General features: G+C 61.0%; 15 protein-coding genes. 7 read left to right on the top strand and 8 right to left on the bottom strand.

Translation table 11 applies throughout. The annotated features are described in order from the left end of the window. Positions 1 to 8: 8 nt before the first annotated feature. Entirely contained in the window at positions 9 to 245 is a 237-nt protein-coding gene (locus M0D67_RS17290) for a hypothetical protein (protein ID WP_199203035.1), read from the top strand. Between the two features lie 559 nt (positions 246 to 804). Then, positions 805 to 2,979 carry a M1 family metallopeptidase gene (locus M0D67_RS17295; RefSeq protein WP_266239263.1) on the top strand — a complete coding sequence of 725 codons (2,175 nt, stop codon included), beginning with the start codon at positions 805 to 807 and terminating at the stop codon, positions 2,977 to 2,979. A gap of 168 nt (positions 2,980 to 3,147) precedes the next feature. Here the strand turns inward: M0D67_RS17295 and M0D67_RS17300 are convergent, their stop codons facing one another. Together M0D67_RS17300 and M0D67_RS17305 are read right to left on the bottom strand one after the other, a co-directional pair. Next, positions 3,148 to 3,882, bottom strand: coding sequence for a hypothetical protein (locus M0D67_RS17300; RefSeq protein ID WP_154560509.1), 735 nt, complete (start codon positions 3,880 to 3,882; stop codon positions 3,148 to 3,150). A gap of 117 nt (positions 3,883 to 3,999) precedes the next feature. Beyond that, positions 4,000 to 4,191, bottom strand: a complete 192-nt coding sequence (locus M0D67_RS17305; RefSeq protein WP_154560468.1) for a hypothetical protein — start codon at positions 4,189 to 4,191, stop codon at positions 4,000 to 4,002. A 240-nt stretch (positions 4,192 to 4,431) separates the two neighbouring features. Here M0D67_RS17305 and M0D67_RS17310 point away from each other — a divergent pair, with 240 nt between their 5' ends. The 3 genes from M0D67_RS17310 (at position 4,432) to M0D67_RS17320 (ending at position 8,116) form a co-directional block, all read left to right on the top strand. Further along, the gene (locus tag M0D67_RS17310; protein ID WP_154560467.1) at positions 4,432 to 5,388 is read left to right on the top strand and encodes a metallophosphoesterase; all 957 of its coding nucleotides are present in this window, start codon (positions 4,432 to 4,434) and stop codon (positions 5,386 to 5,388) included. Between the two features lie 29 nt (positions 5,389 to 5,417). After that, the gene (locus M0D67_RS17315) at positions 5,418 to 5,762 is read left to right on the top strand and encodes a cupredoxin family copper-binding protein (protein WP_171927107.1); all 345 of its coding nucleotides are present in this window, start codon (positions 5,418 to 5,420) and stop codon (positions 5,760 to 5,762) included. Positions 5,763 to 6,970: 1,208 nt separating this feature from the next. After that, the gene (locus tag M0D67_RS17320) at positions 6,971 to 8,116 is read left to right on the top strand and encodes a GGDEF domain-containing protein (RefSeq protein WP_266239264.1); all 1,146 of its coding nucleotides are present in this window, start codon (positions 6,971 to 6,973) and stop codon (positions 8,114 to 8,116) included. Positions 8,117 to 8,125: 9 nt separating this feature from the next. Here M0D67_RS17320 and M0D67_RS17325 read toward each other — a convergent pair whose 3' ends face one another. From M0D67_RS17325 to M0D67_RS17335, 3 genes are read right to left on the bottom strand one after another with little or no spacing between them, the layout of a single operon-like run. Further along, the gene (locus M0D67_RS17325) at positions 8,126 to 8,332 is read right to left on the bottom strand and encodes a DUF1289 domain-containing protein (RefSeq protein ID WP_266239265.1); all 207 of its coding nucleotides are present in this window, start codon (positions 8,330 to 8,332) and stop codon (positions 8,126 to 8,128) included. Between the two features lie 2 nt (positions 8,333 to 8,334). After that, positions 8,335 to 9,396 (bottom strand): CDF family Co(II)/Ni(II) efflux transporter DmeF, encoded by a 1,062-nt coding sequence (dmeF, locus tag M0D67_RS17330; protein ID WP_266239266.1) that lies wholly within the window; start codon positions 9,394 to 9,396, stop codon positions 8,335 to 8,337. A 13-nt stretch (positions 9,397 to 9,409) separates the two neighbouring features. Next, positions 9,410 to 9,685 carry a metal/formaldehyde-sensitive transcriptional repressor gene (locus tag M0D67_RS17335; RefSeq protein WP_154560462.1) on the bottom strand — a complete coding sequence of 92 codons (276 nt, stop codon included), beginning with the start codon at positions 9,683 to 9,685 and terminating at the stop codon, positions 9,410 to 9,412. 192 nt (positions 9,686 to 9,877) lie between these two features. Between M0D67_RS17335 and M0D67_RS17340 the strand changes: the two genes are divergently transcribed. Next, the gene (locus M0D67_RS17340; RefSeq protein ID WP_266239267.1) at positions 9,878 to 10,723 is read left to right on the top strand and encodes a phytochelatin synthase family protein; all 846 of its coding nucleotides are present in this window, start codon (positions 9,878 to 9,880) and stop codon (positions 10,721 to 10,723) included. 65 nt (positions 10,724 to 10,788) lie between these two features. Here the strand turns inward: M0D67_RS17340 and M0D67_RS17345 are convergent, their stop codons facing one another. The 3 genes from M0D67_RS17345 to M0D67_RS17355 form a co-directional block, all read right to left on the bottom strand. Further along, complete coding sequence (locus M0D67_RS17345; protein WP_266239268.1) at positions 10,789 to 11,436, bottom strand: glutathione S-transferase family protein; 648 nt, start codon at positions 11,434 to 11,436, stop codon at positions 10,789 to 10,791. A gap of 135 nt (positions 11,437 to 11,571) precedes the next feature. Then, positions 11,572 to 13,044 (bottom strand): sodium:solute symporter, encoded by a 1,473-nt coding sequence (locus tag M0D67_RS17350; protein WP_266239269.1) that lies wholly within the window; start codon positions 13,042 to 13,044, stop codon positions 11,572 to 11,574. Next, the gene (locus M0D67_RS17355; RefSeq protein WP_154560458.1) at positions 13,041 to 13,256 is read right to left on the bottom strand and encodes a DUF3311 domain-containing protein; all 216 of its coding nucleotides are present in this window, start codon (positions 13,254 to 13,256) and stop codon (positions 13,041 to 13,043) included. Before M0D67_RS17355 ends, M0D67_RS17350 begins: the two co-directional genes overlap by 4 nt. Before the next feature lie 347 nt (positions 13,257 to 13,603). Here M0D67_RS17355 and M0D67_RS17360 point away from each other — a divergent pair, with 347 nt between their 5' ends. Continuing rightward, the gene (locus M0D67_RS17360) at positions 13,604 to 14,281 is read left to right on the top strand and encodes a MarC family protein (RefSeq protein WP_154560457.1); all 678 of its coding nucleotides are present in this window, start codon (positions 13,604 to 13,606) and stop codon (positions 14,279 to 14,281) included. The last annotated feature ends 65 nt before the right edge of the window (positions 14,282 to 14,346 follow it).

Here is a 14,346-nt window from a genome sequence, read left to right on the forward strand (position 1 = left end):
GCACGACCATGTGCTGCGCGATCGTTGCACTCGCCATGACTTTGCTCGCCAGTTGGCGTAGCGTGTCGGGCACGCTGATCGGCCGTGCCGGGCGTCTGCGCCGAATCGCGATCGTGTTGATCGCGATCGGCGCTGCCGCCGGCTCCGCGTTGGCGGCCGATCAATTCGCCGATGTCCGCGGCGGACAGTCGTCGTTCTATGCGCGCCTGAGTGCGATGCCGATTTGCGGCCACTTCATTCGTTAATGGTTTATTTTCTTTCGTGGACTCAACAGCTAGTTAATTTTAAAAACATTGGCTGTCGCCACGTCTAATAGCACACTCCGCACTGCAATAAAATAAAGTTTCTCGTAGAAATGTGCGCGTATCCCGCCTTTAGAGTATTAACTCTGCCGATTACTTCATCCATTCTATTTGCATACGTAGTGCACTCATTCAGGAAAGATTGTGAAAGGAAGTTGACACGAGAACGTTTGCCAATCTAGGCTACGCACTGTCGCTAAAACTGACCCGGTTCCTGTCCACCTGCTCGGAGACGCAGGCGAGCCGCCGCTTTGTCCGTCAGTCAGGCGATCGCATGAAACTGCAGAAAAACGGCTCACGTCGCCTTTCTGAAAGTATTGTAATTATTAAAAAGTGCAATCCGAAAATCAGCCACAAGTGCTGAGGCAGTAACACGCCCATATATTCTCGCTAGCAATCCGGCGCTAGTGCGGGAGACCTTTTTTGCTGAAAAAACAGAGAAACACAGCTTAAGCACTCATCGCACTTTCTTTATGCCGATTTTGTCAGTCGAGGATTAACTATGCGTATAAATTTCCGATTGCAGATACAGTGCCTGGCGTTCGCCGGAATAATGGTCCTGGCGGGCTGCGGCGGTTCAGACAGCTCGTCGACGCTCTCGAGCAAGTCCGCCCAGGCGCCGGCCGCCGCCTCCGATGTGGCGCTTGCGCCGCCCACTGCGCCGATCGTTGCGGACGCATCGATCAACAAGAGCGTGCCGCCGGTCGAATTGCCCGATACGGTCACACCGATCAACTACAAGCTGTGGTTCCGGCCGAACCCGGCGCTCTCTTCATTCGACGGCCGCGCGGACGTCCAGATCAAGGTGCTGAAGGCCGTCAACGCGATCACGATTGCCGGGCATCGCGTCAAGTTCACGAACGGCACGATCACGCTGCAGCCAGGCAACATCCAACTGATCGCCACGCCGCAGGATGACGGCGATTTCTACCAGCTTCGGCCCGTGAGCGGGCAGATCGCGGCCGGCAACTACTCGCTGCACATGGAGTGGAGCGGCATCATCAACTTCAAGACCTACGACGATCCGGTCGCCAAAACTGGCGGCAGTTGCGGCAACGATCCCTATCCGGGTTGTTCCGCGGCGGAGGGTGTGTTCCGCGTCGACCTGAAGTCGACCGATGGCACGACGAGCGGCGCGATTCTCACGCAAGGCGAATCGAACCTCGCGCGGCAATGGTTCCCGGGTTGGGACGAACCGGCTTTCCGGCCCACCTACGAGGTGAGTGCGGAAGTCCCGCAGAACTGGAACGTCGTCTCGAACGCGGCGGAAAAGCCGGCCGTGAATGTGGACAGCGGCTACAAACTGGTGTCGTTCGAAAAGACGCCGCCGATGCCTTCGTATCTGCTCTTCTTCGGTGGTGGCCAGTTCGACATTCTCGAAGACGACTTCTCGAGCCCGCTGCCTGACCATAAGGGTCTCCATCTGCGCATCTTCACGCCGCCCGGCATGCGCGACTGGGCGAAACCGGCCATGCAGCAGACCAAGCAGGCGCTCGATTACTACTATCGCTATACCGGCATTCCGTTGCCGCTCACCAAGTTCGACACGATCGCCGCAAACGACGCGTTCAAGGAGCAGAAGGATCTGAACTTCGGCGGGATGGAGAACTGGGGCGCGATTCTCGAATTCGCCGACGATATTCTGCCGGCGCCTGGCACCACCATGTCCGACTATGGCGTGACGGTTTTGACGCATGAAGCCGCGCATCAGTGGTTCGGCGATCTGGTCACGCTCGACTGGTGGGACGACGCGTGGCTGAACGAATCGTTCGCGACGTTCTTCGAGAACAAGACCAAGGTGCGCTTCTTCCCGGACCGCTTCAGTTGGGTCGACGACGTGAAGAACAAGTATGCGGTCATCAACGCCGATCTGAAATCCACTTCGTTCCCGGTGCAGCCGAACTTCAACGGCTGGGCCTCGAACGACTTCGTGCTGAGCGCGAGCGCCTTTACGTACGACAAGGGCGGCCATGTGCTGAAGATGCTGGAGAATTATCTCGGCGAGGACGTGTTGCGCAAAGGGCTGCAGTCGTATCTGGCCGACTATGCGCTCGGCAACGGCACGCCGAAGCGCTTGTGGGACGAACTGGCCAAGGCGAGCGGCGAGCCGATGGTCGCGATCGGCGACAGTTTCGTGCGGCAAACCGGCGTGCCTTTGCTGTCGCTCGACACCCAGTGCGATCTGACGACCAATCAGACCGTGGTCACGCTGAAGCAGTCGCCCTTCCCGAACCAGAACCAGTACCCCGGCACGCAATGGACTATTCCGTTGACGCTCGCCTACGGTGACGGACTGACATCGCGCAAGACGGTTGCGATGAAGGACACGCAAATGCAGGTGCGCCTTAACGGCTGTTCCGCGGTGCTCGCGGATCCGAGCGGTCTCGACTACTACGTGACGAACTACAGCAACAACGCGTGGAGTCAGTTGCTGGCGCAGGGGAACGCGCTGAAGGATCCGGTTTTGCTGACCAGTCTGCAACTCGAGGCCAAGCTGCTGGTGAAGAATGGTCTGGCGGATCCGTCGCGGGCAACCAGTATTGGCTCGCTCAGCCCGACGGCTACGCCGCTGGCGCGTCAGTTGCTGATGACCGCGCCGACCCCACAGTCGCTGCGTCCGACGATCCGCTATCAGGGCAAGTTCAAGCTGAAGCCGCAAGCGCAGCAAGGGCAATAAGCCCGGAAAGCCCGTAGCTGTACGGGCCGTAGTAAAAGGCAGGGCCGTGGCCCGCATCCTCATGCGATGCGGGCCACGGCACGTCTGCTGCATCGAGCGAGCGCAGCGTTTTCTACCCTGCTCTGACATCTGCATCCGCGTGGATAAGCGGTCGAATGCTCGTGTCGCTCATGCCGAACTCGGTCGGCGCTCCAGCCAATTCCGCAACAGACCCGCTAGAAGCGCGCTGACGACCACGGCAAGGTAAAGCGAAACGAGACTGTGACGCCACGTATCGAGTGCAAGCTGGTGCATCAGCAGTTTCGAATCAGGCGCAGGGAGAACAACATGCATTGCCACGACGGCCTGCTTCATCCGCAGAAAACCCACGGCCGACAGCAATGGCAAACCAACGAGCAGGGTCAGCAGGGCGGGCCTCGCGCGTTGCATCGCCGGATAGTGACGCAATCGAAACCACACGCCGAGGCAGCCATGGATCCAGCCTGGCGCGAGCAGAGCAAGTTGCAGACCCTGCGTGCCGCTCGTGATCAGCGATATGACGATCCGCTCGTAGTTCGGCTCGAAGCCATACAGCGACGTCGCGAGGCGCGTCGCTACCGCATGCCGGATGAGCAGCAGGGGCAGGCTGAGTCCGGCCCACAACCGGATCCATTCTTCGGGCGGGAGCGCCCAGTGGCGACGCCCGTAAATCGTGCGCACAGCCAGCGCGAAATGGAGCATGGCCGCACCGTACAGAAGGATCGTGCCGGGCTCGCTATGCCAGATCCACAGGGCGAGCGTGAGTCCGCGCCCGGCAAGATCGAGTGACCAGATGCCGAGCGCGTGATTGACCAGGTGCAAAAACAGATAAATAAGCAGCACCACGCCCGATCCGAGTTGCAGGCGGCGCAGAACGGGCAACAATTCCGGGCGCACATTGACCTCCTTTCAATTTGTATGCTTCGGAAAGCGGCACGGGAGGCCGCAGTTGAACCGCGTCGAGCTTGCGGCCGCGCCGGCCGTCTCAAGCTCCTCAGCCCCTCACGCCCTGCGAGTGGGGGCGGCGGTGCGCTTCCGATGTCCGCTCGGTTGCACCGTACCCTGGCGCACCGCTTCTGCAAATCGCTGCAGCGCGGATAGCGAACCGCACACGCTCTGGTATTCCTCCCGGCCAATCCTGCCGTCCAGGATGACCGCCATGCCCGAGGCACGGGCCATATCGATGATGTCCATGTTGGCTACTCCTTTCAGTTGCTCTCACCTGCATAACCGCCGCCGCGGCGCGGCTATTCCCATTTCCCGTTTGTTCAGACGCCGCACATGTAAGCCTGTACGGCTGGATTCATCAGCCGGCACTAATTTTCTTTTTCATGGAATAAAACCGTCGGCACGCCAGTCTTCCTGATGAACCGAGTCGTGTGGCCCGCCGGATGATCCCGCGGTTTGCCTGCGAATCCCTATCGTGAGGTCAACATGTCGTCACATCATTCATCCGATCCTGCATTCAACCCGTCACGCCGTGGCGCCCTGAAATGTCTCGCTTTCGGCGGCGTAGGTACGGTGTTCGTTCTTGCCGGCGGCATTCTCACGCCAGTGGAACTGGCCCTCGCGGCCGACGCGAAATCATCCGCGACGTCCATGGGCGTGCCGCTTTTCCTGCAGATCAGCGATTCGCATATCGGCTTCAACAAAGAAGCCAACCCGGACGTCGCGGGCACGCTCAAACAGACGATCGACTACGTCAACGCCATGCCGGTCAAGCCCGCGCTGACCATCCACACGGGCGACATCACGCATCTGTCCAAGCCGGCGGAGTTCGATCTCGCGGCGCAGTTGATGTCGGGTCTGAATATCACGGAACTCCACACCGTGCCCGGCGAGCATGACGTGACGGACGGCCCCGGAACCGAATACTTCAGCCGCTTCGGCAAGGCGTCGGACAACAAAGGCTATTACAGCTTCGACCACAACGGCGTGCACTTCGTCGGACTCGTCAACGTGATGCATTTCAAGCCTAACGGCCTGGGCGGTCTCGGCGACGACCAACTCGCCTGGCTCGAAAATGACCTGAAGGGCCGCTCGTCCAGCACGCCGATCGTCGTCTTTGCCCATATGCCGATGTGGACGATCTACGAACCGTGGGGGTGGGGCACAGGCGATGCCGGTCAGGCCATGAGCTATCTGAAGCGCTTCGGCTCGGTGACCGTGTTGAACGGCCATATTCATCAGATCGTGTCGAAGGTCGAAGGCAATATCACTTTCCATACCGCCCGCTCGACAGCCTATCCGCAGCCGACCGCCGGCAACGGTCCCGGCCCCGGGCCGCTTACGGTAGCAAGCGATCAGCTCCCGAAGATGCTAGGGGTGACCAGCATCAAGATCGTGGGTCATCCGCGCAAGGCGACGCTTGCCGATACGACACTCGTTTGATTCCAGAATTTTTTCGCAGGAGATCACTTATGCAAAACAATGCTATTCGCCGCGCGTTCTTTGTACTGCTCGGGAGCACAACGCTCATCGCGGCATCGGCCGGACTTTCCGTTGCGCGAGCGGAAACGCCCAGCGCCGTGGTGATCAAGAACTTCATGTTTTCGCCGATGGCGCTGACGGTCAAAGCCGGCTCGACGGTGACGTGGAAAAATCTCGACGGCGAGCCGCATACGGTCGTGAACGATGCGGGCATGTTCCGCTCCGCCGCGCTCGATCAGAACGACTCGTTCCAGTTCAAGTTCGATAAGCCGGGCGTCTACAAGGTGTTTTGCGGCATCCACCCGAATATGAAAGAAACGATCACCGTGCAATAGGTGACGGATCGGGTGTGGGGCGTCCTGCGCCCCACTGGGCATGCATGGCGTTTTAAGCCGTCGCTGCCGATAAGCGCGCTCCAGATTGGCGTGTTTATTGCGTGACGCGGAGTTGCCGTGCATGTCCCCATCGCTGCCTCCACCGCCACGTGGAGGCGGCCTGCAAGCGCTCGCGGCCCAGCCCGTGGATAGGCGCGGCGTTGAATCTTTTACCTGTCTCATCGACGCAAAGCGGACTCGCAAAGCGCGCGTTTAAAGCGCAGCATTACCGTGTTGTCGCTACCCGGCGAGCGGGATAAATTCTTCCAACAACAACGCCAGATCGACCCCGCTGAATCGTATTAACAATGTCTGCCGACGTGTCAGACATGTGAGGATTCCGGAGAGTATTGCGATGTTCAACGATACCGAATTTTCAAAATCTGCCGTAGAGAGTCCGGATACTGGCTTCGATGCTGGCGCTGAGCCGGCGGCTGCGGCACCGCCTGTGCGATTTGGACGTCTTGTCCTGTGTGTCGCGACGGCAAGCGCGCTGGCTTTTGGCGTAGTGGGTACGGTCGCGTACGGTGTCTGGTTCAACCACGATCAACAAGCGTATGCCGAGGCGATGGCGCGCGCGCGGCAGGCGCTCGGCACGCCTGCGTCAGCCGCTGCAGGGCCGGCGTTGGCGAAATCGATTGCGACGCCACGACCGGCAACTTTCGCGGCAGCGCCGCGATTGGCGACGGCGGCAGCGGCAGCGGCAGCGGAGGGGACAGCGGGCGGTATGCAAGCACCCTCAGTAAAAGCGGTGACAACGGGAGCGCAGGTAACAGCAGTTGCGCCGGCGACGACGGGCACGCAGGCAACAGTAAATCCACCGGCAACAGCACGAATGCAGGCAGCAGCGGCAGCGCCGGGCGGAGAAGAAGGCGGAAAACTGGCCTCCTGGTCTGGTCCAGTGACGCGACTCCCGGCGCATACGGTTAGCCAAACCGGCGTGTCCGACGCAACAACCGCCGTTTTGGCCGCGTCTTCCACGCCCGCCGCTCAACGCGCGGCGCCCCCATCCAAACCTGCTCCGCAGCAGTTGGCGTCCGGCCGGTCAGGCAGAGACGCGCGTCTCGCGCAGCAGGATCGTCGCGCCGCTTCGGCGGCAAATGCCAGGCACAAAGGCAGTCTGTTTGCCCGGATGGGTTCGTTCTTTCGTCGCGTAAGTTACCGGCAGCATGACAATGGAAGCCGGCAAGACATCTATTCCCATCCCTGAGCGGGCGCGTCCCCCTCGCGCCGCTCGTGGGCGCGCTCTCGCGATCCGCTTCCGGCCGGGCCCGGCTGCGATCGCCGCCGCCGCGCTGGTTTGTCTGCTGATCGGCCTTCTGTATCTGGCGCTGCAAATCCGGACGATCTTTTCCGATCAGTTGAAGCAGGAATACGCGGGGCTCGTTCTCGAAGCGGTCGAACGGGCGGAAAGCGCCCGGAATCTGGTCGGCCTCTGGCAGCAACTGCCCGACGCCACGGATGCCAGTGCCGCCGGGTATCGGCACGCGCGTACCGAACTTGCCCATCGCCTCGCGTTGCTCGCGGCGCTTGTGAATGCGACCCCGTCGGCGGCACCGCGTCTGCCGCCAGCTTCGCTCACACCTGACGCCGATCTGCGCGACACGGACGCCGTGCTCGGTACCGTGTCGGCCTGGTGGCGGGCGCAGCGCGATGCCGACAGCGCCGATGTGCGCGTGCGGATTGCCCATGTCGCACGCACGCTGATCGCGTCGGCGGCCTTGCTGTTCTGCATGCTGATCACCGCGCTGGGGATGTATGCCAAACGGAATCGTCTGCTGGCAGGACAGTCGCACGAATTCGAATGGGCGGCGCTGCACGACGCGATGACCGGCTTGCCGAACCGGCGCAAGCTGTTTGCCACGCTCGAAGCGGCGGCGACGAAAGTGCCCGCGCGCACCGGGCCGTGCAAGATTGCCTTGCTGTATATCGATCTGGATGGATTCAAGCAGGTCAATGACTCGCTTGGTCACCGCGTCGGCGATGAGTTTCTGATCGCGGTTTCGAAACGTTTTCGCGAGTCGGTGCGTAAAGTCGATGTCGTCGCCCGGATCGGCGGCGACGAATTCGCCGTTCTGGTCCGTGAATTTTCAACGAATGCGGAGCTCGGCGAAATCGCCCGGCGGCTCATCGCCTGCGTGGTTCAGACGGACGAGGAGATGGGGGTCGGGCTGGTTCGCGCCAGCATCGGCATCGCCAGTTTTCCGGATCTCGTCGGCGATTACCGTCGCCTCGTGGCCGCGGCCGACGAGGCGATGTACCGGGTCAAGCGCAGTGGCAAGAACAGTTATGCGTTCGCTGATCCGGCGAACTGACAGGCGTCTCTAGGACGTTTGCGTCTCCGGCGTCTCCGGTACCTCCGGTTTTACCTTGGCCTTGCGGCGCGAGGCGTCATTGATAACCTGATGGCGCCGGTAGTCGGTCATGTTTTTCCACTCGCGAATCTCGTCCCGGGTGCGCAGGCATCCGATGCAGAAGCCTGTTTTGCCGTCGATTTTGCAAATGTCGATGCAGGGTGATTGAATTGCCATCTTCAGGCGATCTGTTCCGTTGGGTTGACTTCGACAGTGACGTGCGACAGTCCGTTAAAGCGTTTCAGCAACGCATGATAGAAACGCGAGTCATGGCGCGTTTCCTGGGTCGCGACCGATATTACCGCACTCATATGACCGGGGCCTACGCGCCAGACGTGCAGATCGAGCACCTTGTCGCCGTTATCTTCGATGGCGTGGCGCACGTTTTCCGTCATGCGCTGGTCGGGGTTGATATCGAGCAGAATCGCACCCGTGTCGCGCATCAGTCCGTATGACCAGTTTGCAATCACCAGCGCGCCGATGATGCCGGCGAGCGGGTCCATCCAGAGCCAGCCGAATTCACGCGCGAGAACGAGGCCGATGATGGCCAGTACCGAGACCGCGGCATCCGCGATCACGTGAATGTAGGCCGAGCGGATGTTGTGATCCCGTTGGGCCGCGCTTTCGGCATCGTGATGGGCCGCGTGAGCGTGATTGTCGTGAGCGTCGTGGGCGTGACCCTCTGCGTGATCGTGATCCTCGTGCCCGTGAGCGTGTTCTTCATGCTCGTCACCATGATGTCCGTGCCCATGACCATGCCCATGGCTGTGTCCGTGATGATCGCCACGCAGCAGCCACACGCTTGCCAGATTTACCAGCAGACCGGCCACTGCAATCGGAATCGCTTCACTGAAATGAATGGGCACCGGCGAGAGAAAGCGCGACACAGCTTCGTAACCGATCAGCAGCGCAATCATGGCCAGCGCAATAGCGCTCGTGAATCCCGCGAGGTCGCCCAGCTTGCCAGTACCGAATACAAAACGTGAGTCGCTCGCGTGCTTGCGCGCGTACGTATAAGCGAGCGCCGCGATCAGCATCGCCCCCGCGTGCGTCGACATGTGCAGGCCATCCGCCACGAGCGCCAACGAACCGAACAGGCTGCCGCCGACGATTTCGGCAACCATCATCACGGTACACAAAGCGATCACCGCCCATGTTCTGCGTTCGTTCTTTTCATGGGCGGCGCCCAGAAAAATATGATCGTGCCCCGCGCCGAAGGCGGCGTTTCTAAAGTCACTCATGTCCTGCTCCGGTTTACTTGAAATAGCTGTGAACAACTTCGATGAGTTGTTCGGTGGCGCTGCCGACGGGGTCCTCGTCAGTATGTGCATCCACCAGGTGATTTCTGATGTGGTCCTCGAGCACGACCGCCAACAGACCATTCATCGCGCCGCGGCAACTGGTGATCTGCTGAAGGACGTCGGCGCAGCCGCGCTCGTCTTCGAGTGCGCGTTCTATGGCCTCGATCTGCCCCTTGATGCGGCGAACGCGGTTGAGAAGCTTCTGTTTTTCCCGAATCGTGTGGCCCATGAATGCTCTCGAAAATACCCTAGGGGGGTATATCTTATCAGATCGAACGGACGCGGTTCAGTTCGCCGGCTTCCGGGCCGCACATTCACACGCCGAGCTGTTTCGTGTTAAAAAATCGGGGTTCGCCGATGCGGGATGAAATGCGTCGGCTTGGCCGAAGTCGTTCCCAAGTCATCCGCAGCGGAAGGGTTAATGTCCAGATATTCGTTGATGCGCGCCATGCAGCGCGTAAGCCGGCCTGAGTGGATTGTTGTTGTGCTGACGGCGACACTGGCGGCATGCGCGTCGCTGCCACCGGCTGCAAATCAAGCCACGGATCAAACCTCGCATCAAGATACGCATCAAGCCCCCGCATCGGGCACGGCGCGCGCAGCCGACGGGCCGCTGCCCGTTCCACCGAATCTGATCGCGCTGACGCAGCCAGTTGGCCAGAAGCGCTTGATGGCCAACGCCAATAACCAGTCGTACTGGCCGCTTTCGCAGTACTTCGAAACGCAGCGCAACGAAGCCTACTGTTCGGTCGCGACTTCGGTGATGGCGCTCAATGCATTGGGCATTCGCCGTCCCGAGTCGACGCAGTACCCGGATTTCCCATTCTTCTCGCAAGAGGATTTTTTTCGCAGCGTCGATCCGCAGGTGGCCAACGCCGCGCGAGTATCGAAGGAGGGCATGACGCTCGACCAGCTCAGCACGGTCCTAAGCGCATTTCCTGTCGAGGTGAGGAGCTTCCATGCCGGCGACCTGACGCTCGGTCAGTTTCGCGATCTGATTCGTGACACGACGGGCCATAGCGACCGCTTTGCGTTATTGAACTTCAGGCGGGTGGAGATAGGCGAAGCAGGGGGCGGCCATTGGTCGCCACTTGCCGCATACGACGCGGCGAGCGACAGCGCGTTGCTTCTCGATGTGGCGCGCTACAAGTATCCGGCCGTCTGGGTACCGGTCACGCAACTGTATGCAGGGGCGCAAGCGGTCGACAACGTGAGCGGACTTTCACGCGGCATCGTGATCGTCGGCACGCGCGCGAACTCGAACTAACTGACGTTGTTCACAACCAGGCGGTCACGCCAACCGCCGACGAGCGAAAATTAGTTGCGCGCGCATCAATCATCCTGGTTGCGCCATTCGGTAAGCCCCTCTCGCGCATTCAATTCAATGAACGAGGGCAGAGCCCGCAGCCCGCGGATATAGCGCGCGAGATGCGGCCAGCCGAGCGCGGGGCGTGGCATGTTGCGTGTCCAGCGCATCAGCATGACGGCGAGGAAATCGGCCGTGCTGAGCTTGCCGCCGACCAGATAGTCACGTCCGTCGGCGAGATCGGCGTCGAGCCTGTCACAGGCTTCTTCGATGCGCCGCTGCGCGAGCGCTTGAACCGCTACGGCGCCGGCAGGATCGCCGTCGACGTCCGCGTAAAACCAGTCGCGCATGGCGGGCAGCAGCGTGTTGGCCAGATAGATCATCAGTTCCAGCCACGCGGCCCGGTCGGCGGAACCCGGAGCCGGCGCGAGGGCGGCTTCAGGATGCCGCTCGGCGAGCAGCATCAGCAACGCGGCCGACTCGTGGCGCGGCGTTCCGTCGACCACCAGCGTGGGAACACGGCCCGAGGGATTCAGCCGCAGATAGTCAGGGTTTCGCTGATTGCCGGCGTCGATGTCGACAAGATGGACATCGAACGGGATGCCCATTTCAATCATCATCCAGTGAACGGCCATGCTTGCCGCGCCCGGCGAGTAGTAAAGACGATAGTCCATTCATTCGCTCCGCATACTCATTCGATTCGATCGACTTCAATTCGGGCGAAGTCTAGCGCGATTCGCGAAAAAAGGGGTTGGCGCCTTAAGCGACCAACCCCTTCAACCGCTATGCAGAAAGATGCGAAGAAACGCTCAATGCACCGGCGCGTGAGTCTGCTCGACCGACCGCGGCTGCGTCACAGCGCTCACCACGGCAAAAACAATCACGTTCACGGCCAACGCCAGGAAGCCGATATTGACGTCCTTCAACGCGTCAGGCAAAAACGGCATCAACTGCCCGATACTCAGATGCATGGTCGTCGTCAGCGTGACGACCGCGACGCCCGCAAGAATCCCGCAAAACGCGCCGTACTTGGTCGCCCGGTTGTGCGGCAGCAAACTGCAGATCACCGCCGGAAACAGTTGGGTCACGAAGCTGTAGCCCATCAGCAGCAACGCCACGATCGTCTCGCCGCCATGCAGCGTAAAACCCACCGCCACCAGCGCCACCACCGGCACCAGGAAGCGTGCGAGCTTGGCCACCGTCGCGTCCGACGCCTTGCGGCTCACCATGCCGCGATACACGTCGTTGGCGAGCAGCGTGGACGCCGACGTCAGAATCATCGAGCCCGGCACCAGCGCCGTCAGAATCCCGGCCGCGCCGATTACGCCGACGAACCACGGGTCAAAAGTCTGCAACGACAAACGGAACAGCGACAGGTCGATGTCGCCACCCTTCAGGCCCGGCACCTTCAGCGTCGCCGCAAAGCCCACGAAGAACACGAACAGCAGAATCAACTGATACAGCGGCAGCACCATCGCGTTGCGCCGGAAAATACGCTCGTCCTTCGCCGTAAAAATCGAGCCGAACGTGTGCGGCCACATGAAGAAGCCCAGCGCGGTCAGGAGCACGGTCGACTGGAACCAGGTCACGCTCGAACCCTTCGCCGGGAAGGTCAGGAAGCCTGGACGCGCGGCGTCGATGGCGTGAAACATCTCGCCGAAGCCGCCGTAGTAGTGCAACGGCAGATAAATGCCGAGGAACAGCACGATCGCCAGAATCAGCGTATCTTTCACCACCGAATTCCACGCGGAGCCGCGCACGCCGGAGATGGTCACGTAAGACGTCACCACCGCGGCGCCGATCCAGATGGCGGCCGTCGACGAAATCGCACCATATGAGGCGGTCGCCACGATGATGCCGAGGCCCTTGAGTTGCAGCACGAGGTACGGAATGAGCGCGGCCACGCCGACCAGCGCGACGAGCGTGCCGAGCGCCGGGCTGTCGTACTTGCGTGAGAAGAAGTGCGGCTGCGAGACGAGATGGTGATTCTTCGCGTAACGCCAGACGGGCGGCAGCATCCAGTACGAGAGGATGTACGCCAGCGTGCCGTAGGCAAGAATGTAGTAGACCGGCGCGCCTTTGCCATAAGCAAAACCACTGCCGCCGAGGAACGTGAAGGTAGTGTAGATTTCGCCCGCCATCAGCAGGAACACGAACGCAGTGCCGAAACTGCGGCCCCCCACGGTCCACTGTTCGAGACTCATGTCGTGGCCGCGCCGCGCGCGCACGCCCAGGTACAGCGCAAACAGCGTAATGGCCGCAATGATGACGAGTGCGCTCATGATCGGACCTCCTCGGCATCAGTTGCAAGCTGCCGGTTGCTCGGGTCCAGACGGTAGATGATCGCCATGATGATCGAACTCAGCACCACCCACATGACGATCCAGGCCAGCACGAACGGCATGCCGAGCACCAGCGGCTCGACACGATTCACAAACGGGACGCCGAGCAGAATGCCGATGAACGGCAGCGCGGCGAGTACACGAAGCAACATGGGGGCAGCTCCTCGAACCGGTAAGTACGTCTCGTTGAAAGTGCGGCTTCGCTGGGGACTGTATGCCTGATGCTTCGGTTACGTAAAGTAAGTCAAAAAAGTGTAGGCTTTCCGAAAGTTGTGCGCGCATCTTTCGGCGCTCGTCTGCTGCGGTGCAGCGCCGCGCGCTGTGTGCATCGCCCCGTTTTTTGCCAATCTGCGTGCCGCGCCGCGATATCATCTGACCCACGCAACGCGAGCATCAATCTGGACCGCCCGAAGGCGTCCGGCACTTCAACCTGGCGTGGCGCGCCGGTGGGCAGTCAGTCGATCAGTCCGCCCGCGCCGCTGCCCGAAACGGATCGCATATGGTCGAAAGTCTGATCTCGGACATCCTCTTTGGCTTTACCGGGCTGATCAGCATCATCAACCCAATCGGCATGGCGTTCGTCTTTCTCGACCGGACAGCATCGCTCACCACGGAAGACCGCACGGCGCTCGCCAAGAAAATCGCCTTCAACGTTATGTGCGTGTTGCTTGTCGCCTTCTTTGTCGGCACCCCGATTCTCCATTTCTTCGGCATCTCCATGGAGGCATTGCGCATCGGCGGGGGCCTCGCGGTCGCCGTCGGCGGCTGGCAGATGCTCAACGCGCCCGACACGCAGCCGGCCGAGCAGCCGGCGGTCAAGCGTGTGGACGCGGATAACGCCACGTCGAAAGCGTTCTTCCCACTCACCATTCCACTCACCACCGGGCCGGGTTCGATCGCTACCGCGGTCGCGCTGACCGCGAACCGCACGCATAAACTCTCGGCGTTCGTGCTGTCGAGCATCGCGTCGGTGGTGATCACGCTTCTGGTGGCGGCCACCGTGTATCTGATCTACAGCCGGGCGGTGGTGTTCGCCAAGTATCTCGGCGTGGACGGCACCAAGGTTGCGATGCGCGTCTCGTCGTTCCTGCTGCTGTGCATCGGCGTGCAGATTATCCTGACCGGTTTTTCGGAGTTCCTGATTCCGATCGCCCAGATGCAACCCGTGGTCAAATAGCGGTTGGCGGCACGCGCGCCTGGTCGAGGCTCGCGCGTGGTTCGTCAGACATCTCGTCGCATTTC

Origin of the sequence: Paraburkholderia sp. SECH4, assembly GCF_030511745.1 — a bacterium.
In the GTDB taxonomy this organism is placed as follows: Bacteria; Pseudomonadota; Gammaproteobacteria; order Burkholderiales; family Burkholderiaceae; genus Paraburkholderia; species Paraburkholderia madseniana.

What these genes read in the sequence shown, in the direction of transcription:
- M0D67_RS17305 (WP_154560468.1), bottom strand. Translation starts at nt 4,191, where the DNA reads ATGGACATCATCGATATGGCCCGTGCCTCGGGCATGGCGGTCATCCTG.
- M0D67_RS17345 (WP_266239268.1), bottom strand. Translation starts at nt 11,436, where the DNA reads ATGGACTATCGTCTTTACTACTCGCCGGGCGCGGCAAGCATGGCCGTT.
- M0D67_RS17310 (WP_154560467.1), top strand. Translation starts at nt 4,432, where the DNA reads ATGTCGTCACATCATTCATCCGATCCTGCATTCAACCCGTCACGCCGT.
- M0D67_RS17355 (WP_154560458.1), bottom strand. Translation starts at nt 13,256, where the DNA reads ATGTTGCTTCGTGTACTCGCCGCGCTGCCGTTCATCGGCATTCTGCTC.
- M0D67_RS17320 (WP_266239264.1), top strand. Translation starts at nt 6,971, where the DNA reads ATGACAATGGAAGCCGGCAAGACATCTATTCCCATCCCTGAGCGGGCG.
- M0D67_RS17360 (WP_154560457.1), top strand. Translation starts at nt 13,604, where the DNA reads ATGGTCGAAAGTCTGATCTCGGACATCCTCTTTGGCTTTACCGGGCTG.
- M0D67_RS17335 (WP_154560462.1), bottom strand. Translation starts at nt 9,685, where the DNA reads ATGGGCCACACGATTCGGGAAAAACAGAAGCTTCTCAACCGCGTTCGC.
- M0D67_RS17325 (WP_266239265.1), bottom strand. Translation starts at nt 8,332, where the DNA reads ATGGCAATTCAATCACCCTGCATCGACATTTGCAAAATCGACGGCAAA.
- M0D67_RS17350 (WP_266239269.1), bottom strand. Translation starts at nt 13,044, where the DNA reads ATGAGCGCACTCGTCATCATTGCGGCCATTACGCTGTTTGCGCTGTAC.
- M0D67_RS17315 (WP_171927107.1), top strand. Translation starts at nt 5,418, where the DNA reads ATGCAAAACAATGCTATTCGCCGCGCGTTCTTTGTACTGCTCGGGAGC.
- M0D67_RS17295 (WP_266239263.1), top strand. Translation starts at nt 805, where the DNA reads ATGCGTATAAATTTCCGATTGCAGATACAGTGCCTGGCGTTCGCCGGA.
- M0D67_RS17340 (WP_266239267.1), top strand. Translation starts at nt 9,878, where the DNA reads ATGTCCAGATATTCGTTGATGCGCGCCATGCAGCGCGTAAGCCGGCCT.
- dmeF (WP_266239266.1), bottom strand. Translation starts at nt 9,396, where the DNA reads ATGAGTGACTTTAGAAACGCCGCCTTCGGCGCGGGGCACGATCATATT.
- M0D67_RS17290 (WP_199203035.1), top strand. Translation starts at nt 9, where the DNA reads ATGTGCTGCGCGATCGTTGCACTCGCCATGACTTTGCTCGCCAGTTGG.